Annotated in this window: 13 protein-coding genes; 6 read left to right on the top strand and 7 right to left on the bottom strand. The window is 42.0% G+C overall.

Annotated elements, in window-relative coordinates:
- Positions 1-139 precede the first annotated feature (139 nt).
- Positions 140-1,699, top strand: coding sequence for a S10 family peptidase (locus QPX86_RS18180; RefSeq protein WP_407696604.1), 1,560 nt, complete (start codon positions 140-142; stop codon positions 1,697-1,699).
- Between the two features lie 166 nt (positions 1,700-1,865).
- On the top strand, positions 1,866-4,046 hold the full coding sequence (locus QPX86_RS18175; RefSeq protein WP_285163442.1) for an ExeM/NucH family extracellular endonuclease: 2,181 nt from the start codon (positions 1,866-1,868) through the stop codon (positions 4,044-4,046).
- 63 nt (positions 4,047-4,109) lie between these two features.
- On the opposite strand, the gene QPX86_RS18170 is transcribed toward QPX86_RS18175, so the two are convergent.
- Together QPX86_RS18170 and QPX86_RS18165 are read right to left on the bottom strand one after the other, a co-directional pair.
- A complete protein-coding gene (locus QPX86_RS18170) occupies positions 4,110-5,228 on the bottom strand; it encodes a PepSY-associated TM helix domain-containing protein (RefSeq protein WP_285163441.1) in 1,119 nt (372 codons plus the stop codon).
- A 61-nt stretch (positions 5,229-5,289) separates the two neighbouring features.
- Positions 5,290-7,437 (bottom strand): TonB-dependent siderophore receptor, encoded by a 2,148-nt coding sequence (locus QPX86_RS18165; RefSeq protein ID WP_285163440.1) that lies wholly within the window; start codon positions 7,435-7,437, stop codon positions 5,290-5,292.
- 342 nt (positions 7,438-7,779) lie between these two features.
- Here QPX86_RS18165 and QPX86_RS18160 point away from each other — a divergent pair, with 342 nt between their 5' ends.
- Positions 7,780-8,934, top strand: a complete 1,155-nt coding sequence (locus QPX86_RS18160; protein ID WP_407696603.1) for a DUF1624 domain-containing protein — start codon at positions 7,780-7,782, stop codon at positions 8,932-8,934.
- Between the two features lie 64 nt (positions 8,935-8,998).
- On the opposite strand, the gene QPX86_RS18155 is transcribed toward QPX86_RS18160, so the two are convergent.
- Entirely contained in the window at positions 8,999-10,102 is a 1,104-nt protein-coding gene (locus QPX86_RS18155) for a phosphoribosylaminoimidazolesuccinocarboxamide synthase (protein WP_220754100.1), read from the bottom strand.
- A gap of 245 nt (positions 10,103-10,347) precedes the next feature.
- Here QPX86_RS18155 and QPX86_RS18150 point away from each other — a divergent pair, with 245 nt between their 5' ends.
- On the top strand, positions 10,348-11,298 hold the full coding sequence (locus QPX86_RS18150; protein WP_285163439.1) for a DMT family transporter: 951 nt from the start codon (positions 10,348-10,350) through the stop codon (positions 11,296-11,298).
- Here the strand turns inward: QPX86_RS18150 and QPX86_RS18145 are convergent.
- The 4 genes from QPX86_RS18145 to uvrA all read right to left on the bottom strand — a co-directional run bounded on the left by QPX86_RS18145 (position 11,295) and on the right by uvrA (position 18,623).
- On the bottom strand, positions 11,295-12,383 hold the full coding sequence (locus QPX86_RS18145) for a lipid A deacylase LpxR family protein (RefSeq protein WP_285163438.1): 1,089 nt from the start codon (positions 12,381-12,383) through the stop codon (positions 11,295-11,297). The genes QPX86_RS18150 and QPX86_RS18145 overlap by 4 nt on opposite strands.
- Positions 12,384-12,510: 127 nt before the next feature.
- Positions 12,511-14,337 carry a DEAD/DEAH box helicase gene (locus QPX86_RS18140; RefSeq protein WP_220754103.1) on the bottom strand — a complete coding sequence of 609 codons (1,827 nt, stop codon included), beginning with the start codon at positions 14,335-14,337 and terminating at the stop codon, positions 12,511-12,513.
- A 166-nt stretch (positions 14,338-14,503) separates the two neighbouring features.
- Positions 14,504-15,637 carry a M20/M25/M40 family metallo-hydrolase gene (locus tag QPX86_RS18135; protein WP_285163437.1) on the bottom strand — a complete coding sequence of 378 codons (1,134 nt, stop codon included), beginning with the start codon at positions 15,635-15,637 and terminating at the stop codon, positions 14,504-14,506.
- 64 nt (positions 15,638-15,701) lie between these two features.
- A complete protein-coding gene (uvrA, locus tag QPX86_RS18130) occupies positions 15,702-18,623 on the bottom strand; it encodes an excinuclease ABC subunit UvrA (RefSeq protein WP_220754104.1) in 2,922 nt (973 codons plus the stop codon).
- Positions 18,624-18,965: 342 nt separating this feature from the next.
- Between uvrA and QPX86_RS18125 the strand changes: the two genes are divergently transcribed.
- Together QPX86_RS18125 and QPX86_RS18120 are read left to right on the top strand one after the other, a co-directional pair.
- Entirely contained in the window at positions 18,966-20,333 is a 1,368-nt protein-coding gene (locus QPX86_RS18125; protein WP_285163436.1) for an MFS transporter, read from the top strand.
- A gap of 122 nt (positions 20,334-20,455) precedes the next feature.
- A complete protein-coding gene (locus QPX86_RS18120) occupies positions 20,456-21,190 on the top strand; it encodes a single-stranded DNA-binding protein (protein WP_282166468.1) in 735 nt (244 codons plus the stop codon).
- Positions 21,191-21,245: the final 55 nt, after the last annotated feature.

Below are 21,245 nucleotides of genomic sequence, written 5' to 3'. Positions count from 1 at the left end.
CATTCTTTAAATCAATATTTTACTATTATTTGTTAACGTGTTGCAGTACTTAGGATAACACTTTGATTGCACTATTAGACATTTGGACATTTAATATACCCACACAAGTACCCAAGATTGATAAAAAATGAGAACAGGTATGAAGGCTATTACTCTTGCAGCAACGCTGCTTTGCATTTCTCCAATGCTAATTTCAGCAACGGCATATGCCGAAAATACAGCTAAAAACAAATCGAATTCAGCATCGATAGCAGAATACAGCCGTAAAATTGCCGTTGATCAAACCGTTGTCACGGAACATAAAACCAAAGTCAATGGTAATAGTTTTTCCTATACCGCCACTGTGGGAACTCAGCCAGTTTGGAATGACAATGGCGATGCTGTAGCAACCCTTAGTTATACCTATTATCAACGTGAAAATGTCCGCAGCACTGCTAAAAGACCGTTATTGATCTCATTTAATGGTGGACCAGGTTCTGCTTCAGTATGGATGGATATTGGTTATACAGGCCCAAGAGCAATCAATGTGGATGATGAAGGTTATCCGTTGCAGCCATACGGGGTTAAAGCGAATCCTCATTCAATTTTGGATATTGCAGATATTGTTTATGTAAACCCAGTTAATACTGGTTATTCAAGAGTGTTGCCAAACGCTGATGGCGAGATGCCAAGTAAAGATAAGCAACAAGAGATGTTTTTCGGTGTTAACGCCGACATAAAATACCTTGCTGAGTGGCTTAATACTTTTGTGAGCCGCAACGAACGCTGGCGCTCACCTAAATATTTAATTGGTGAAAGTTACGGTACTACACGAGTCTCTGGCTTAGCATTAGAGCTACAAAACCGCCAGTGGATGTACCTTAATGGTGTAGTACTCGTGTCACCGACGGATATCGGTATTGAACGTAAAGGTCCTGTTAAGTCTGCTAACCGCTTACCGTACTTTGCAGCAGCGGCTTGGTTTCACAAGGCATTAGCTGATGATTTACAACAGACTGATTTAACCGAGTTCTTACCTGAAGTTGAAGCCTTCACGATTAATGAATATATTCCAGCATTGGCGATGGGCGGCTTTATTGCACCGGATCATAAACAGAAAATTGCAGAAAAAGTGGCTCACTTCTCAGGTTTGAGCGTCGATGCGGTACTTAAGTCAAACCTTGATGTATCAACGCGATTTTTTTGGAAAGAGTTATTGCGTGAACGTGGGCAAACTATTGGCCGTTTAGACTCTCGTTATCTTGGTATTGATAAACAAGATGTCGGCGATAGCCCTGATTACAATGCAGAGTTAACCTCATGGTTACATTCATTCACGCCTGCGATTAATGCTTACATGCGTGAAGAACTCAATTATAAAACTGACATCAAGTATTACATGTTGGGTAATGTGCACCCTTGGGATCGCACGAACAATAAAACTGGTGAAAACCTACGTCAGGCAATGGCACAAAATCCCTATTTAAATGTCATGGTACAAGCGGGTTATTATGACGGTGCAACTAATTACTTTGATGCTAAATACAGCATGTGGCAATTGGATCCAAGTAGCAAAATGAAAGACCGCTTAAGCTTTAAAGGTTACCGTAGTGGCCATATGATGTACTTGCGTTCAGAAGATCTAAAGCAATCGAATCAAGATTTACGTGAGTTTATTGAAGCGACGATGCCAAAAGAAAATGAGGCTGCAAAATATTAATTGCTAACGTCTGTTATTAGAATTCAGTAATAATTCAATAGTAATTGAATGATAAATTATAAAGGAGCTTCGGCTCCTTTTTAATGTATTGGCTTAATGAATTAATGCTTAAAAATTCTGTTAATAAATTGCTTCAATGAGCATAAAAATAAAATTGGAATGAAAAATGAGAGTGAGCATATTATCAGTAATGTCGTTGGCTACTATTCTGGTTGTGCCGATGCAGGTACAAGCCAAAGTTGTTACAACAAACGCGCCAACTGCGGGGAAGGTTTTGTGTGAAGGCAAAACCATTACGCCGATTTATGAGATCCAAGGAGCAGGTTCTACTAGTCCATTAGTTGCTGAGGGTGGCAATGAATCCATACATGAAGTAACCACCACAGGGGTGGTTACAGCTCGAGCCGATAGGTTGTATAAAGGTTTCTTTATCCAAGACCCACAAGGAGACGGCTCACCTTTGACATCTGATGGTATTTTTGTGCATTGGGGAGACTCAGCACCAGCAAAAATCGTCCCAGGGATGGAAATCTGTGTCACAGGTAAAGTACAAGAGTATTCAGGCTTTACTCAAATCAATATTGAAAAGCAGCAAAAATTTACACTCGGCAACCATCTAGGTGAGCTTGCTGCCACGCCTTTACAGGTTCAAGAAGGCCAAAGTTTAGTGCAAGCTCTTGAGCGACTTGAAGGCATGAAAGTTGTGTTAACAACAGCGAGCGACATGAAAGTTACGCGTTCATTTAGCCTCGATTATGACTCATACCGTAATAACATGGTGTTGTCACATCAAGCGCCATTGATGAAAGCTACTCAGGTTTATTCACCGTTATCCACCGACGCAATCGCATTGCATAGTGCCAATATAGCGAATCAGCTTGTTGTTGAATCTGATTATAAAGCTGAGCATGGCGAAGTGCCGTATTTTCCAAACTTTAATGCCGATAATGGTTATATTCGTATTGGTGATACCTTGACCAATATTGAGGGTGTTATTGGCTATAGCTATGATAAATATCGCTTTATGCCAATCAATGAGATTGGCGCCAGCGATTTTGTTCGTAATAACGACCGCAGCGTGGAGCCAGCGATCGCTAATCAAGGTGACTTGCGTGTAGCCAGTTTTAATGTGCTGAATTTCTTTAATAGTGAATTTGGCGGTGATCCTAATCCATTAGGTCACAATCGAGGTGCAAAGATTGAGTCAGAAATGCTGTTGCAGCGAACAAAAATCGTTAATGCAATGGCGGCAATGAATGCAGACATTATTGGCATAATGGAAGTTGAAAATAATGGCTTTGGTGAGTTAAGTGCCATACAGAACTTAGTTGAGGTACTTAATGCAAAGCTGCCAGCTAAACTTGCTTATCAATTTGTTGAAGTCACTGACAATGGTGGCTTTGTTGGCTCAGATGCCATTGCTGTCGGTCTGTTATATAGACCCGAAGTTGTCACTTTAGACGGTATAGCAAAGGTTATTGTTACGCCTGAACAACACATCGAAGAGGGAGTGGTGACACGTATCAATGATGGCGTGAAGGAAACCAACCCTGCTTATCATAAATATCAACGTCACAGCTTAATGCAAGGCTTTTTGGTAAATGATCAAAAACTGACAGTTGTGGTGAATCACTTTAAATCTAAAGGCTCAGGTTGCTTAGAGGACTGGTTAAGCTTTAATGAAGATTCAGAGCCCGAGGACTTACAGGGCAAGTGTAATGCGTTTCGTGTTTCTGCCGCTAAGGTTATCGGTGAGTCGATAACAGACTTAGAAGGTGATGTGCTGGTTATAGGTGATTTGAATGCCTATGGCAAGGAAGATCCATTAGCAGTGCTAACAGATTATGATGCAAATCTTAACGAGCGTGTTATTAAAACTGCCTCACACACCCGCTTAAATGGACTTGCTCATGAGCCAAAAGGCATGGTGATTGATAAAGGGTTTGGACTGATTAATTTAAATGCTCAAGCACATGGCGCAGCGACGTACTCATATAGCTATAATGGTGAGCTAGGTAATTTAGATCATGCCTTAGGTAATAGTAGCTTAGCAGCACGTTTGGTGGCTATTGAAGATTGGCATATCAATTCAGTTGAATCTAACTTGTTCGAATACAGCAGTAAATATACTGGAGAGCTAGCTAAGTCTGACAATGTTTACTCTTCATCTGATCACGATCCAGTACTCATTGCCCTAGCATACCCTCAAGCGTCAGAGACTAAAGACGGTGAAATTAAAGAAAAAGCTGGTGGCAGTTTAGGTTATTTAGGCTTGTTACTTTTATTGGCCTTATGCCTTGGTCGCAAGTTTACGCTGCGAGTGAATCAACTCATCACTAATTACTAAATTACGAATTGCAATAAAGTAATAAAAAAGGAGCCTAAGGCTCCTTTTTTCGGGGGAATCGATTCAAGCCGCTGACTGGGAGTCTATGGCCACTCTGGTGCGTTTGGCTATGACTTTTTGTTGGCGACGACTCCAATATAAATACAGACCGGTGAAGCCTAAAATAACAGGCATTAGGCCTACAACACACCAGATTATGCGAGTAATCAGCCCGCCAAAGTAACCAAAATGTAGTTTACGAAAGCTATCTAGAAATACCATCAGAAAGCCCGCATCACGTATATCTTGTTTTTGGACTAAGTCACCACTGGTTTTATCAAAGCTGACAATACTTGAGTATTCGCTATTGAGAGGGTTGTTGGTCTCTACAGCACCATAGAAAGTAATATTTCGGTCAGGCTCATGGGGCATTGCAAGATACCCTGCTTGATAGGTGGGGATCTCTTTTGAGCTTTGTATTCTTAAGGTTTCAAACGAAATATCTGGGCTATGAAGTGGGGCGGTAATATAGACGTGTCCGCTGTCGCCATGCTCATTGATTTCATGCAATATGCCAGCGATATTCCAATAACCACCAGTGAACGCCATGATAAGTAAAATTGGCGAGCTTAAAATACCGATAAACTTATGGATATCACTAAATAAAATACGCCTCACAGCTTTGATGCGCATGGTGAATAATTTAGCCCAAAAGCGTCGATATAAAATAATGCCACTAATACCTAAAAACAGCATAATTAACGCTGCAGCAAAACCAACCCAAGCCCCTTTAACTTCAAGCAAAAACGTATAATGCAGCTCTAATAACCAATCGGTGATGTAATGTCCCATAGGTTGAGATTGAGACAATAGCTCTCCTGTGTACTGGTTAATGTAAATCTTTTCCCAATCTTCTGTACCGCGCTTTATTAAATAACCCGCATCAGAACGCTGCTTATCATCAAATAGTTCCCAACCTCCCAGTTCGTACTCTGGATTAGCATCGAGTGTGGTTTGCATCAGTGTATCTAGGCTGACACGTTCGGTTGTATTGTCTGCCTCAACCACCATGTGGGCAGGACGCAACAGGCTATCTATTTCGACTTTAAAAACCAAAATGCTGCCGGTTATTGAAATGATCAATAACGGCAGCATAGCAATTAGCGCTCCATAAGAGTGCCACTTAAATAATGTTTTTCTCATAATTGACTCTAATTAATATAAAAAGGCTTCTTGCCTTGAGACAAGAAGCCTTTAATGAAACTTAAAGTTTCCAGGTTAATGTTGCACTGTAATTTGCTGGAGCGCCATAAAAGCCTTGAGCCCAATACAAGCTGGTGATGTATTTTTCATCGGTTATATTGTTGGCGTTAACAGTTAATTGAATATCATCAGTAAATTGATATTTAGCCATTAAATCAACGATGGCATAGGCTTCTTGTTCAGTGATAATTTCTTGTCCTGCATTATCGAAACCATCTGCGACGATGCCTTGTTTACGAGAAGTATCATCTTGCCAGCGCATGTTTACACCAAAGAATAACCCTTCGATATTTTGAAACTCGTAAGTTGCAGCTAGCTTTAATAGTTTTTCTGGAGTGTAATCAGCAACAACATCATCGCCTTTAATTTCAAAATCTGTGTAACCAATACTGGCTTGAAGGCCTGTGTAGAGCTCACCTGCAAATTCGATTTCAAAGCCTTTACTGTTAATTCCGTCAGCACCAACATAACGGTGTTGATCTGGTGGAAGCAAAATTGTAGATTCATCTAGTGTGGCTAAGTTAGTTTGTTCCACATCGAAATAAGCTAGGCTGGCTATCAGATTGCCATCAAATAACTCACTCTTGATCCCGATTTCTTTGCTTTCACCTGTGACCGGATCTAGCATCTGATCATTAATATCAAGCTCTTTTTGGGCTAAGAAGGTTTCTGTGTAACTGGCGTAAGCAATGACCTCAGGTCTAAAGCGATACACCATACCTAAGTAAGGAATAAACTCACTGGCATCAGTTTCTTGGTCAACACTGTAGGCTTCGCCGTTCGCTTCCCAAGTGTTATAACGCCCACCTGCAATTAAGTGCATATCTTCAAATAGGTTGAATCGACCAGTGAAGTAAGCGGCTTGTTGTTTGGTGCGAACATCACTGCCAGTTAATCCATCGCTAAATGTAGGCTTAGGTGTATTACCATCCCAATCATTTAAATCTGGCATAGCAGGGAAACCATTACCTGTGGTGTAGTCGTATAACGAAGTGTCGTTGTACGTTAATTCAGCATGGTTAATACCGACAACAAGTTGGTGATTGCGACCGAATAAATCAAAGTTACCATCAACATATAAGTCAGCTAAATCAGTGGTTTCATCTAGGTCATACTCACTGCCGTAACCCGTAAGGCCCAAGCCTGTGGTTTTATCTGGAGTGCCATAAACATAGAATAGTTCGGTATCTTCGTCAGTGACTTTATGAGAATAAGTTCCTCGTAAACGCCAGTCAGCATTAAAGTAGTGGCTTATTTCAAATACGGTATTATTTTTTTCGACTTGCCAATTTGACCAATCAGCAGAAGTGTTGGTTGAGCGATCATAGTTGGTTGCACTTCCATCAGTATAATAAAGGGGTAAAGCGCCCCAGTTATTGCCTGTTGCATCGTTATCAATGTAGCTGTGGCTCAATGAGATAGTCGTGTTGTCAGTAATTTCAGCTTCGATAAACGCATATAAGACATTCTTATCTTGCTCGTAACGGTCAAGGTAAGAGTCTTGTTGGTGCTTAACGGCAACGGCGCGGGCTGACACTTTATCTGTAATGGCAATTGAGCCATCAAGTTCAAGACGGGCATTGTTATCACTGCCGTAAGTGCCTGATATTAATAATTGATCTTCGACGGTTGGACGTTTACGAATAAAATTAACTGTTGCCGATGGATTACCGACTCCCGTCATTAGTCCATTTGCACCACGAATAACTTCGATTCGGTCATAAATTGCGGTGTCTTCATCAGCATGGTTATTACCCGAGGTGAGCGGTAAACCAATACCATCGATTTGGAAATTGGTTACGTCAAAACCGCGTGCGGTATAATATGTTCTATCAGTTTCAATCCGTTCAACATTGATGCCTGTCGCGGTATCTAGCACAGAGTTGATATCGGTTAGCTGGAAGTCTTTCATTTGTGCTTCAGTGATCACCGAAACAGATTGAGGAATATCGGTAATCGCTAGATCGAGACGCGATGCGCCGCTTGCAGAGTGAGCATTATAGCCTTGGATGTAGCGACCTTTAACTTCAATGACTTCTAAGTTCGTAGTTTCATCAGGAGTATCTTTAACATCGTTTTCAGCCGCTGAAGCACACTGAATGACACTAAAAGCACATAATATGGACAAGTATATGGGACTAAGTTTCATAATTTCATCATCTTAACTGCTATGTAAGCCTAATGCTTACTATTAAAATTTGGTTGTTTTCTGGCTTGAGTTTTTTTCGCAACAGATGATAAATAAAAGTTGATCAAATATAAATGAAAATCATTATCATTTACATTTGGTGGGTTTTGTAAATTTTATGAAAATACTTTATTGAGATTGTGCTGTTGGTTTTGAGCTGTGGTCTTCAAAGAACATAAACAATCCAAGTTGATTGCTATAGTCCAAATGCTAAAGTCGAAATTTATTTGATGTTTTTATACATTCGGTATGACAAAACCTGTATAAACGTTCTGCATTAACGCCCCCAAAGAGAGCTTTTAAATGAACACTATGAGCCCGTCGGTGCTAAAAAAACGCATTGATAGTATCGATATTATGCGTGGTATCGTCATGTTGATTATGTTGTTAGATCATGTGAGAGAACGTTTCTTTTTCCATGAGCAGGTCAGCGATCCTATGATGCTAGACAGTACCAGTACGGGGCTGTTTTTAAGTCGCTTTGCGGCGCACTTTTGTGCGCCGACCTTTGTATTTTTAACGGGTGTTTCAGCATGGCTTTATAGTCATCCTCAACATGGCCCGCAGCGAAATGGGCGTGAATTCTTAATGAAACGCGGCCTATTTATCATCGCCCTAGAATGTACGGTCATTACCTTCCAGTGGATGGGTAATTACGACATGATTTGGTTACAGGTCATGTGGGCTATCGGTATTAGTATGCTAGCGCTAGCGGCATTAATAGGTTTGCCAAGAGTGTGGTTGGCAATTATTGGGTTAGTGATTGTATTTGGCCATAACGCATTGACGCCAATCAACTTTGAGCCAGGTGAGTGGGGCTATACGATTTGGGCAATACTGCATGATCGCGGTAATATTTTACCAAACGATTTTGTAGGTATTCGTGCAAGTTATCCGGTCTTGCCTTGGATTGGAGTGATTTTATTAGGCTATGTGATGGCGCCTATTTACAGCGCGAGTTTTGATGATGCTAAACGCCACAAAATTCTCATAGGGCTGGGTTTGGGGTGTTTTGCAATTTTTGCCATTTTACGTGGCTTTAATATTTATGGTGAAACCTTAGATTGGCAGCAAGGTGAAAGCTTATTGATGACATTAAAGTCGGTATTTAATGTGACTAAGTATCCACCGTCGTTAGCGTTTCTGTTGGTTACAATAGGTGGCACCTTATTGTGCTTACGTGCACTGGAAAAAGTCGACCCTAAGTACGGTAAAATATTATCGACCTTCGGTTCAGCACCGATGTTTTTCTATATTGTGCATTTATATCTATTGCTGTTTATGTATCAGTTCGCAATCAACGTTATAGGGCCTAACTATGGTGATTTATATGGCTTTATCCATATAGGTTGGGTATGGACGGTGACAGTGATTTTAGCGGTGTTACTGTACTTTCCAACTAAATGGTTTAGTCAGTATAAACACCAGAGCAAACAAGCTTGGATTAAATACTTATAAAACTCATTAGTAAAAGACACAAAAAAGGCGCCTCGAGGCGCCTTTTTAGGATGTATTGTATTTGCTAATCGATTAAGTCGTAATTTTCACGTAAGACTTTAATGATATCGGCTTTAGGGTTTTCAGGAAGCTTAATGCTGCTACCTGTGACTTTTTCAGCAACACCAGTATAGGTACGAGATACATTCATCATCGCTTCTAGTGGTAAGTCGTTATCACGTGCTAAAGCTTCACGCTCAGGCATTCTGTCTTTATTTAATAATATGTCAGCATCGTCAAAATGGTTAAGTAAGAACTGACGGAAACCTTCTTTAGAATTTTCCACAATCTTGCCATCACGGTAAGCAGCGCCATCCCAAATACGTGACGAATCTGGTGTGCCAACTTCATCCATGTAAATCAGTTTTGAGTTACCGTCTTTGTCGTCCACATAACCAAATTCAAACTTAGTATCGACAAACATTTGATCGTGACTACTCAAAGCATCAGAAATAACCTTAAAGCCTTGTTTAAGAAGCTTTTCGTATAAGTCGATATCTGAAGCCTGCTCAAATCCAAATGCTTCAACATTCGCTTCTATGTCTGCGCGGCTAATATTAACATCATCTTGTTCTGGCACACCTGGGATTCCAGTTAAAATCCCTTTCGTTGAAGGCGTAATCAGTAGCTCAGGTAATTTTTGATCTTTCTTTAGCCCTTCAGGCAATGTTATTCCGCAAAACTCACGCTCACCTTTAGCGTATGCACGCCACATTGAGCCAGTTATATATTGACGACAAATTGCTTCAACTTTGATTGGACGCGCTTTTTGAACAATCCATACAAATGGGTGTGGGATATCTAAGATGTGGCTGTCAGCTAAGCCGTTTTCAGCAAAAAGCTTAAACCAATGGTTTGAAATCGCATTGAGTGCCGCGCCTTTACCGGGAATACCTTGCAGGTTACCTTCACCGTGGAAAATACAGTCAAACGCAGATATACGGTCACTGATCACCATGATAGCCAGTGGCGTATCAGCAGGGACATCGTAGCCTTTGTCGCTAATAAGGCGACGGCTATCAGTATCTGTTAGCCAATAAACACTGCGGACTTTACCGCTATGAACCGGTTTATCGGTGCGGATAGGCAAATCATTGTTAATTGCGAGAACTGAATCAGCAAGACTCATGACCAGTGTTCCTTAGATGTTAGGTGTAGGGATTATCCATGATGGAGCAGGATATATAGCTATTTTAATGGCGGCTATTTTACCTTTATTAAGCAAGATTTCCATGGTTATCAGGCGGCTAAACTCTTAATCCTGTATAGCGAATACTGAAGACGATAAACCGCGTTTTTAGCGGTTTATTAGTCGGCTATATTCAGGCAGTATGTTGCAAAATATGAGTTCATTTCAGTAGAGTTGCCAATTTCGTGAGTCATACCCGTTTAGGACTAATCTTTGTTTCGGTTGCCGTTATTTTTTGGGGCATTTTACCCATAGCGCTTAAGCTATCAGGTGGGTTTATTGATCCGGTTTCGCTGACTTGGTTTCGGTTTCTAGTCGCTTTCGTGGTGACGTATTTTTTACAGTGGCGCTTTGGTGCACTTAGGCAATTTGTTGATTTATCTCAAGGGGATTGGCTGCGGTTATCAACTGCGGGCATTCTGTTAATGTGTAATTACACCTCCTTTGTGTATTCATTGGATTATTTATCGCCGGGGACTGCACAACTTAATTTTCAAACTGCACCGTTTTATTTGGCATTTGGCGGCGCGTTATTTTTTAAAGAACGCTTAACAGCGTTGCAGTTAACTTGTTTTGCAACTTTGGCATTAGGGGTTTTATTGTTTTTCCATCCAAGCTTGGATGTATCGGCTTCCAATGCTAGTCAAATAGGCTTTGGCGTGTTAATCGTGCAATTTTCTGTACTATCTTGGACCAGTTATGCACTGCTGCAAAAGTCATTAATCACAAAATTGTCGCCAAATAATGTGTTGTTATTTATTTATGGCTTAGGTGTTTTATTAATGGCGCCATTAAGTGACTTTAGCCAATACAAGTTGATGACTAATCATCAATGGTTAGTCATCGTTTTCTGTGCCGCGAATACGCTTATAGCCTACGGATGTTTTGGGCAAGCGATGAAGTATTGGCCAACAGCACAAGTCAGTGCCATGTTAGCTCTGACGCCAGTGCTGAGTTTTACCGCTAATGCTGTGGTGGTTGAACTAGGATTATGGCCAAATATCTTTAGGGCTGACGCTATTGATATATGGTCGTTGTTGGGCATTATTTTAATTGTTGGTTCGGTATTTATGGTTCAAATCTGGCCTTTGTACCAACAAAAACGCCTTAAAAGCAGCAAGGCGTTTGAAGATTAAAAGCGATAGTTAATGTTCACTGCCGCAAAATTCGCTTTGTTGGGTTGGTCGTGATACTGCTCAGTGCCACGAATAGCTGAAAAGCTTAATCCCCAGTTTTGCCAATTAAGCATAAAGCCCATGTTAATCATTGCTTGCTGCTGGGTTAACTCTGCTGAGTGGCTGTCTGTAAAGGTGTTGCCGTCGATAGTGATATCGTTAAATACATAACGGCCGTAGAAGGTAACAAATACCTGCCAACTTAGCTCATCTGCCGACTTAACAATGTAGCCATTATTGCTTCTTGATGCAGCCTGAGAAACAAAGGCGTAGCTATGAGAAAGAATATTCCCCAACCGAAATGTCATGCCAGCACCTACATCACTCATTAAATTACCTACACCAGCGTTACCGTGGAAAACAGTATCAAATTCAAGGTTGTCAGAAAGAGGTGTGTACGCTAATTGGTAAAGGCGCTGCGCTTCAACCTTAAACACAGGTTCGTTGCTCAGTTGATTATCCCAGCCCATTGGCTCTTTAGCATCAATGATTTCGTGAACTTGTTTTTGAGTTTGCTCAGCAAAAGATGCCGGGCCCACTACTCCCAATGTGAGGCTTAAATTATCTGCCACACCATCACCATAGCTTCGTAATTTGGTGCCCCATAGTAAGGTTCCAGAATAGGGACGATCGGATTCAATCAATGCTGCTTGCTGTAAGTCATCCGGTGTATACATGCGCTGAGAAACGCTATAACTAATTTGATATTGTCTATTGCTGCCATGATTTAAATAACTATAGCCATATAAACCTTGCAGCCATTTAGGTAATACAAGCTCGTCAAAGTCATTGACGACAGCTTTGCCCCAGCTCCATTCTATGCCGTTACTATAGTCATCATCACTGGTGTTAATCAGTCCAAATGCATCATTCTCAAAGGTAAATTGAACCCAATCTCCATTTGAGGTACCTGCATGGAGCTGCTGGCTCTCTTTAGCTGCAGCACTTTTTGCTACGCCCTGTGCCAACGTTGGCGCAGAAAGCAATGTGATGATCAGCGAGATAGCACCAATAGAATATTGAAATAGAGGCTTATTTAGTAACATTAAATTAAAGCTTGTATTAATAGGTATCAAAATAGGCGAGAGATTATACAGCAATAGGCATAAAAAAATGGAGCCGAAGCTCCATTTTTAAATCAGTGACTCAACATAATGTTGATATTGTGATCGATTACTCGCTATCGCGAGGCTTACGTGGACGATCGCCGCGAGGACGGTCACCGCGTGGACGATCGCCGCGAGGTCTGTCACCACGAGGGCGGTCATTACGTGGACGGCGTGGACGGTCGCTTTGCTCAGGGAAAGCGGTATCGCTAGCTTCTTTAATGTTTAGAGGCTTGCCACATACACGTACTTTACGTAAATGAGTCAGAACATCTTTTGGCATACCGTCTGGTAAGTCAATTGAAGTTACTTGATCAAATAATTGAATTTGACCAATGAACTGGCTATCGATGTTTGCTTCGTTAGCAATAGCACCAACGATGTTGCCTACACCAACACCATTATCACGACCTACTTCGATTACGTAGCGGCACATCTTAACATCTGGCTTATCTTTTAAGCCTTCAGCACTACCAAAGCTTGTTGGTTGTGGACGACCACCGCGTGAATCACGACGTGGGCGCTCACGGCCATTGTCACGATCTCTGCTATCACGAGAATCACGTTGACGCTCTTGAATCGCAGGAAGTTGTAATGGACGCTCAGCTTGAACTTGTTGTAATAATGCCGCAGCAAGTAAATCTGTATCGATTTCAAGTTGTTGGCATAACTCAGCAACAGCGTTCTTCATGAAATCTAAGTCACCGTTAATGGTTTCTTGGATTTGCTCGCCTAAACGAGATAAACGACGCTCTGCAACAGTTTCAGGGCTTGGTACTTTCATTGGCGAAATGCGGCTTGAAGTCGCACGCTCAATGGTACGTAACATACGCATTTCGCGGTTTGTTACGAAAAGAATCGCCATACCTGTACGACCAGCACGACCTGTACGGCCAATACGGTGTACGTAAGCTTCTGAATCATATGGGATATCGTAGTTTACTACGTGTCCAATACGTTCAACGTCAAGACCACGGGCCGCAACGTCAGTAGCAATAAGGATATCTAGCTTGCCACGCTTAAGTTGCTCAACAGCACGCTCACGTGCTTGTTGGTTCATGTCACCATGTAATGGCGATGAAGCATAACCACGGGCTTCTAGTTTCTCAGCTAATTCAACACAGCTGTTACGAGTACGAACGAAGATGATAATACCTTCAGTATTTTCAACTTCTAATACACGAACTAAAGCTTCAAGCTTGTTGTGTTGAGACACTTGAACAAAACGTTGGTCAATAGACTTAACAGTTGAGTTAGTGGTTGAGATGCTAATATGAACAGGATCTGATAAATGCTTGTTAGCAACGCGCTTAATTTGCTCTGGCATGGTCGCAGAGAAAAGTGCAAGTTGGCTGTTCTCAGGCTTATGTTCTAATACCCATTCGATATCGTCGATAAAGCCCATTTTTAACATTTCATCAGCTTCATCAAGCACCAATGCTTTTAATGAATCTAACTTTAATGTACCGCGACGCATGTGGTCCATAACACGACCAGGCGTACCAACAACAACTTGTGGGCCACGACGTAGCGCACTTAATTGTTGATGCATGCTTTGACCACCGTAAATAGGTAGTACATGGAAGCCTTTCATGTGTTTAGCGTAACTACCAAATGCTTCAGCAACCTGAACGGCAAGTTCACGAGTTGGTGCAAGCACTAGGATTTGAGGAGCGTTCAGCTTTTGGTCAACACTGTTTAGTAAAGGCAGTGCGAAAGCACCTGTTTTACCAGTACCAGTTTGAGCTTGACCTAAAATATCTTTACCAGCCATTAGCGGGTCGATACTTGCAGACTGAATTGGAGTTGGTTTTTCGTAACCTAGATCGTCAAGGGCACGAAGCAAATTCTCGGATAAACCAAGTTCGCGGAAAGTTCTTTCATCGGATGACATTGAGTTGTAGCCTTGTGGGTATGCACGAATATAGTGGCATTCGCGCTAAAGTTTCACAGACAGAAAATCAACCCCGTGTCGATTTCCCGCGTCAAAGGGGCGATATTATAGCAAGCTTTCACCCATATGACTATATATTTTCAATAACTTTTTAAAATTGGCCTGATTATTGAAAAGCAATTTGTTGCTTATTCACTGAGACTAATTCAAATGCGGTTTCTGTAACTGCCGCTAAAAAGCCAATATCGATTGTATCTATTGTATCGTCGATGGTGTGATATTGTTTATGTGTTGGAACCCCTAAGTACAACCAAGGTATGCCAACTTTGTGGAACGGATAATGGTCCGAAGCACGCAACCAATCTATCTTTACCATGCTGCCGTTTTTCATTCGTGAACGGCTCTCTCGAATACATAATTGATTATAGTCTTGGAGTTGAGTTTTTAGCTGATTAAATTCAGTTAAATTTTTCTCACCTTCTACATATATGGCTTTAGGGCGGGAGGGATTCCCAATCATGTCGAGATTTAACGATATTTCGACTTGCATGTTAGTTGCCGCCATTAACTGTTCAACTAGGGCGTACGAACCGAACAATCCTGTCTCTTCAGCGTCGGTTGCGACGAGCATCAAGTTTACGTTTTGATTGCCTTGTGCGTGCCATTGCTCCGCTATAGCGAGCATTGCGGCAACACCAGAAGCATTATCATCAGCGCCAGCAAAGACTTTGTTGCCCTTTTTACCTAAGTGATCGTAATGGGCGGTGATTACACGCCAGCGATCGGTTTCATTTTGAGCCTTGATGGTGGCAATGAGATTAATGCCTTGTTTATTGGAAAAATTAAATCGATAAGTGAAGGGCACGTCGAAGTCATCTTGCCAAGGAGTGAGATTGAGCTCGCTAAACCGTTGTTTGATATATTCTCGGCTAAGTTCAGCGCCATGAGTTGCGGTTTTCCTACCTTCGAACTCTTTACTGCTTAAAATGCGGATATCATCGAGTAATTGACTTTGATTACTCCAATGATTAACAGGATTGTTGCCACAATTTTGAGTAGCGCAGCCAGTTATGGCGAAAGTAAAAATTAGCGGTAATAAGGCGGGTGGTTTTAAAAGGGAGATATTTGCTTTGAGCAAGCTAGGTTTATTGCACGCTATTTCAGCTGATGTAAGGCGAATAAACTCAACTTTTTGAGCTAAATAGCGCACAAAAAATTGAGTCATCACTAATGCTAACGTTACCGACTGAGCAAATGTGGCGGTTAGAACTAACACCAGAGCCGCTAATTGAAAATCCATTTCATATCCTCTGGCTAATCATCCCATAAGGTTAAGCCGACTTGAGTTAACTAGATTAGCATCTTTATTTATCCGTTTTCGCAGCAACCTTTTTAACTGTTTTCTTGGCTGCCGCTTTTTTCGCAGGTGCTTTTTTAACTTTAGCTTGTGTAACTGCAGGCATTTTCTCTAATAATGGTTTCAAGAAATGTGCAGTATGTGATTCGGTATTTTTGGCGACATCTTCAGGTGTGCCACTGACCAAAATCATACCACCACCAGAACCACCTTCAGGGCCTAAATCGACAATCCAGTCTGCGGTTTTAATCACATCTAAATTGTGTTCAATCACTACAATAGTATTACCCTTCGCTTTTAATCTATGTAATACATCTAATAACAATTGAATATCAGCAAAGTGTAAACCTGTGGTCGGTTCATCTAGAATATACAGCGTTTTACCCGTATCTCGTTTAGATAACTCTTTAGACAGCTTCACTCTTTGGGCTTCACCGCCTGACAAAGTCGTGGCGCTTTGGCCTAAGCAAATATAGGATAAACCGACATCGACTAAGGTTTGTAATTTGCGCGCGATAGCAGGAATCGGATCGAAGAATACGCGGGCTTCTTCAATGGTCATCTGCAGCACTTCATGAATGTTTTTACCTTTGTATTTCACATCTAAAGTTTCGCGGTTATAGCGTTTACCTTTACATGAATCACACGGTACATATACATCGGGTAAGAAATGCATTTCTACTTTAATGAGGCCATCACCTTGACAAGCTTCGCAGCGTCCGCCTTTTACATTGAATGAGAACCTACCCGGCAAATACCCACGGCTTCTTGACTCTTGGGTCGCGGCAAATAGTTCACGAATTGGGGTAAATATGCCTGTATAAGTCGCAGGGTTTGAGCGCGGTGTTCGGCCAATTGGGCTTTGATCAATATCGACCACCTTGTCACATTGCTCCATACCTTTAATGCTTTTGTGCGCTGCAGGTTCGTCAATGGTTGCCCCGTTTAACATGCGGTGAGCAATTTTATAGAAGGTGTCATTAATCAGAGTCGACTTACCCGAACCTGATACACCAGTGACACAGGTGAACAATCCAATAGGGATCGTTAAATCGACATTTTTTAAGTTGTTGCCTGTAGCGCCGCAAAGTTCAATGACCTTTTTCGGATCCATCGGCGTGCGCTGCTCGCTGACATGAATTTGTTTCTTACCGGAAATGTATTGACCAGTAATTGACTCTTCACATTCAATAATATCTTTTAAACCACCAGAGCAAATCACTTCGCCGCCGTGAACACCAGCACCTGGACCAATATCAATCACGTGATCCGCCATGCGAATAGCATCTTCATCATGCTCAACCACGATAACCGTGTTGCCTAAATCCCGAAGGTGGATCAAGGTTTTAAGTAGACGTTCGTTATCACGCTGATGCAGACCAATAGAAGGTTCATCGAGCACGTACATCACACCAACAAGCCCTGCGCCAATTTGGCTAGCCAAACGAATACGCTGAGCTTCACCACCTGAAAGGGTATCTGCAGAACGGTCTAAGCTAAGATAGTTAAGGCCAACATTGACTAAGAAACCTAATCGGTCGCCAACTTCTTTGAGGATTTTTTCCGCGATTTGCGCTTTTTGCCCCGTGAACTCAACCTTTTTAAAATAGTTCATGGCTTCGCCAATGGACCATTCTGTTAGTTGAGGTAGGGTCAATTCGCCAATGAATACGTTACGAGCCTCTTCACGTAGTCGAGAGCCTCCGCAGCTTTTACAAGATTGGGTATTAATGAATTTAGACAACTCATCGCGCACAGAGTTACTCTCTGTTTCACGATAACGTCTATCCATATTATTCAAGATCCCTTCAAATGGATGATTACGGATCACTACATCGCCACGGTCATTAATGTATTTAAACGCAATGCTTTGCTTGCCTGAACCATGGAGCACAATCTTTTGTACTTTGTCGGTTAACTGCTGAAATGGTGTTTCAACATCAAACTTATAATGCTCAGCTAACGAACTGAGCATTTGGAAATAGTAAAAGTTGCGTTTATCCCAGCCGCGAATTGCGCCGCCCGCTAATGATAATTCACCGTTGGTTATCACTCTATCTGCATCAAAGTACTGCTGCACCCCTAATCCATCACAGGTTTGACAGGCACCGGCAGGGTTATTGAATGAAAAGATACGTGGCTCAAGTTCAGCCATTGAATAGCCACAATGAGGACAGGCAAAATTAGCTGAGAAAACGATTTCTTCAGCTTCACCAGCCATATCAGCGACAACCGCAATGCCGCCAGACATCTCTAAAGTGGTTTCAAATGACTCAGCTAAACGCTGCTTTAAGTCATCACGAACCTTGAAACGGTCAACGACGACTTCGATGGTGTGCTTAACATGTAAATCAAGGGTTGGCGGGTCGGATAAATCACACACATCACCATCGATACGGGCTCGAACATAGCCTTGTGCAGCTAAGCTTTCGAGTAGTTTTACATGCTCACCTTTACGGGCTTTAACTACAGGGGCTAATAACATTTGGCGACTGCCTTCTGGCAGTTCCAATACTTTATCGACCATTTGACTGACAGTTTGCGCAGCTAATGCTTGTCCATGCGTCGGACAGCGAGGTTCGCCAACACGGGCAAACAAGAGTCGCAAATAATCATATATTTCAGTGATGGTACCCACAGTTGAGCGTGGGTTATGTGAGGTGGACTTTTGTTCAATTGAAATCGCGGGACTTAAACCTTCAATATGGTCAACATCAGGCTTTTCCATCAAACTTAAAAATTGGCGAGCGTATGCTGATAAAGACTCAACATAACGGCGTTGACCCTCGGCATATAACGTGTCGAACGCTAATGAGGATTTACCTGAACCAGAAAGGCCAGTGATGACAATCAGCTTGTCACGAGGGATTTTTAGGTCAAAGTTTTTTAAGTTGTGGGTTCGTGCACCGCGAATTTCAATGGTATCCATTCTTCACTCTGATGTTGTGCTCGGTTGCTGGAATAGGGGTATATATCTTAGCAAACGAGTTAAGGCATATGGTTGCGATTAGATTTTAATTTGTATTTATACAGTATTTTATACAGTATTGTACAGTGTTAAATTGTCAGTTCATTTGACTGTATTGTTGAGTAAAGTCGAATACTAATGAACTGCGATGTAAGACACATTATAACCTGTTTGTTTAATCTCATTAGCAAATACGATAAACAGTTGCACCTTGGTTCATTATTCCTTTTGAGCTAAATTAGGACGCTGTGATAATATGCGCAACTCAAAATTTTTTATCGATACAGTATTAAGGGCAATTTAATGGCCAAAAATGGACTATCCGGCATTGAAAAGAAGGTCGCATTTTCGCTAGCCAGCGTGTTTGGCTTACGAATGATGGGCTTATTTATGATCATGCCCGTGTTTGCGCTTTACGGCCAACACTTGGAAGGATTCTCGCCATTATGGGTTGGTATCGCCATTGGTGCTTATGGGTTAACCCAAGCTTGCTTGCAAATTCCAATGGGCATGTTGTCAGATAAATATGGCCGCAAACCGATCATTCTTGGTGGTTTAGTTATTTTTGCCATCGGGAGCATTGTTGCGGCTATGTCAGACCACATTTATGGTGTGGTGTTAGGGCGAGCACTGCAAGGAATGGGCGCAATTGCTGCTGCCGTGTTAGCACTCGCTGCTGATTTAACCCGTGATGAACAACGTACCAAAGTCATGGCGATTATTGGGATGTGTATCGGTTTCTCTTTTGCTTTATCGCTACTAGCAGGGCCTATTGTTGCCCAATATGCAGGCCTTGAAGGTTTATTCTTTTTAACCGCAATTTTAGCCGTGTTAGGTATGGTTATTGTTCAGGTGTTGGTACCAAATCCTGTATCTCAAGCGCCCAAAGGCGATACGGTTGCAACACCGACGAAGCTTAAACGTATGCTGATGGACCCACAGTTGTTTCGTTTAGATGCAGGAATTTTTATTCTTCATTTAGTATTAACAGCCGTGTTTGTGGCGCTGCCGCTGGATTTAGTTGATGCTGGTTTAGTCAAAGAAAAGCACTGGATGTTGTATTTCCCTGCCTTTATTGGTGCATTTTTCTTGATGGTGCCGTTAATCATCATCGGGGTTAAACGCAATAACACCAAAACCATGTTCCAAATATCACTCATGATCATGATGCTAGCTTTGGCTGCTATGGGATTTTATGCCGATAATTTATGGGTACTCAGTGGCGCAGTTGTGCTGTTTTTTACCGGTTTTAATTATTTAGAAGCATCACTACCTAGCCTAATTGCCAAGTTCTGTCCTATGGGCGATAAAGGTTCAGCGATGGGGGTTTACTCGACAAGTCAATTTTTAGGTGCTTTTTGTGGCGGCATGTTAGGTGGCGGCGCTTATCAATTAGTGGGCGCTTCAGGGGTGTTTTTTGTGGCGCTTGCATTGATGTTTGTTTGGTTGTTATTAACCATCGGCATGGAAAAACCAGTGCTACTTAAAAGCTATACGCTTGAAGCTGAAGCGAAAGATAGAAATCATGCTCAAGATATGGCAACTCAGCTGTCACAGCTTGCAGGCGTTGTAGAAGCTATTGTGGTGATAGAAGAGAAAGCCGCTTATTTGAAAGTAGATGATCAATTCGATTTAAGAGAAGCTCGAGCTGTGTTAGGCTCTGTCAGCTAAGAATTAAATTCGTGTTTTTTGTGTGACAGCTGATGTTTCAGCGTCCATAAAAATGACATAATTGATTCAACAGAATTTGAACGTAATTAAATTTAGAACATGGTAAATCGCAGGAGATTTCAATGGCCAGTCGTGGTGTGAATAAAGTAATTTTGGTCGGTAACCTAGGAAAGGACCCAGAGGTTCGTTACATGCCAAATGGTAACGCCGTCGCTAACTTTACCGTGGCAACGAGTGAGTCTTGGAAAGACCAACAAGGTCAGCAGCAAGAGCGTACAGAATGGCATAACATCGTTATGTACCGTCGTTTAGCTGAAGTAGCTGGTGAATACCTGAAAAAAGGTTCTAAAGTTTACTTAGAAGGTAAACTACAAACCAGCAAATGGCAGGATCAAACTACGGGTCAAGATCGCTACAAGACTGAAATCAATGCAATGGAAATGCAGATGCTTGATAGTCGTGGTCAAGGCGGTCAACAAGGCGGCATGAACCAAGGCCAAGGTGGTTACGGTAATGCTCCTCAGCAAAGTGCTCCGCAGTCTCAAGGTGGTTACGGTCAACAGCAACAAGCTCAAGGTGGTTTCCAACAGCCAGCTCAGCAACAAGCTGCTCAAAAGCCGGCTTACACGCCTAAGCCTCAAGCTCCAGCTCAACAACAAGGTGGTGGGTTCCAACAATCTGCCCCTGCTCAGCGTCCAGCGCCTGCACAGCAGCAAGGTGGATTCCAACAACCTGCTCAACAGCAAGGTGGTTTCCAGCAGCAATCTGCTCCAGCTCAACGCCCAGCACCAACTCCTCAGCCACAAAATACGACACCTGATTTAGGTGGCGATTGGGATGACGATATTCCGTTTTAGAATGAGGCCAAATGCCTAGTCTATTTCGACTGAGAGTTTAGTTATACATTATCGA

It is taken from the genome of Shewanella goraebulensis (assembly GCF_030252245.1).
In the GTDB taxonomy this organism is placed as follows: domain Bacteria; phylum Pseudomonadota; class Gammaproteobacteria; order Enterobacterales; family Shewanellaceae; genus Shewanella; species Shewanella goraebulensis.
This window is presented reverse-complemented; position numbering and strand designations above follow the sequence as displayed.

What these genes read in the sequence shown, in the direction of transcription:
- QPX86_RS18140 (WP_220754103.1), bottom strand. Translation starts at nt 14,337, where the DNA reads ATGTCATCCGATGAAAGAACTTTCCGCGAACTTGGTTTATCCGAGAAT.
- QPX86_RS18165 (WP_285163440.1), bottom strand. Translation starts at nt 7,437, where the DNA reads ATGAAACTTAGTCCCATATACTTGTCCATATTATGTGCTTTTAGTGTC.
- QPX86_RS18145 (WP_285163438.1), bottom strand. Translation starts at nt 12,383, where the DNA reads ATGTTACTAAATAAGCCTCTATTTCAATATTCTATTGGTGCTATCTCG.
- QPX86_RS18125 (WP_285163436.1), top strand. Translation starts at nt 18,966, where the DNA reads ATGGCCAAAAATGGACTATCCGGCATTGAAAAGAAGGTCGCATTTTCG.
- QPX86_RS18120 (WP_282166468.1), top strand. Translation starts at nt 20,456, where the DNA reads ATGGCCAGTCGTGGTGTGAATAAAGTAATTTTGGTCGGTAACCTAGGA.
- uvrA (WP_220754104.1), bottom strand. Translation starts at nt 18,623, where the DNA reads ATGGATACCATTGAAATTCGCGGTGCACGAACCCACAACTTAAAAAAC.
- QPX86_RS18180 (WP_407696604.1), top strand. Translation starts at nt 140, where the DNA reads ATGAAGGCTATTACTCTTGCAGCAACGCTGCTTTGCATTTCTCCAATG.
- QPX86_RS18175 (WP_285163442.1), top strand. Translation starts at nt 1,866, where the DNA reads ATGAGAGTGAGCATATTATCAGTAATGTCGTTGGCTACTATTCTGGTT.
- QPX86_RS18170 (WP_285163441.1), bottom strand. Translation starts at nt 5,228, where the DNA reads ATGAGAAAAACATTATTTAAGTGGCACTCTTATGGAGCGCTAATTGCT.
- QPX86_RS18135 (WP_285163437.1), bottom strand. Translation starts at nt 15,637, where the DNA reads ATGGATTTTCAATTAGCGGCTCTGGTGTTAGTTCTAACCGCCACATTT.
- QPX86_RS18160 (WP_407696603.1), top strand. Translation starts at nt 7,780, where the DNA reads ATGAACACTATGAGCCCGTCGGTGCTAAAAAAACGCATTGATAGTATC.
- QPX86_RS18155 (WP_220754100.1), bottom strand. Translation starts at nt 10,102, where the DNA reads ATGAGTCTTGCTGATTCAGTTCTCGCAATTAACAATGATTTGCCTATC.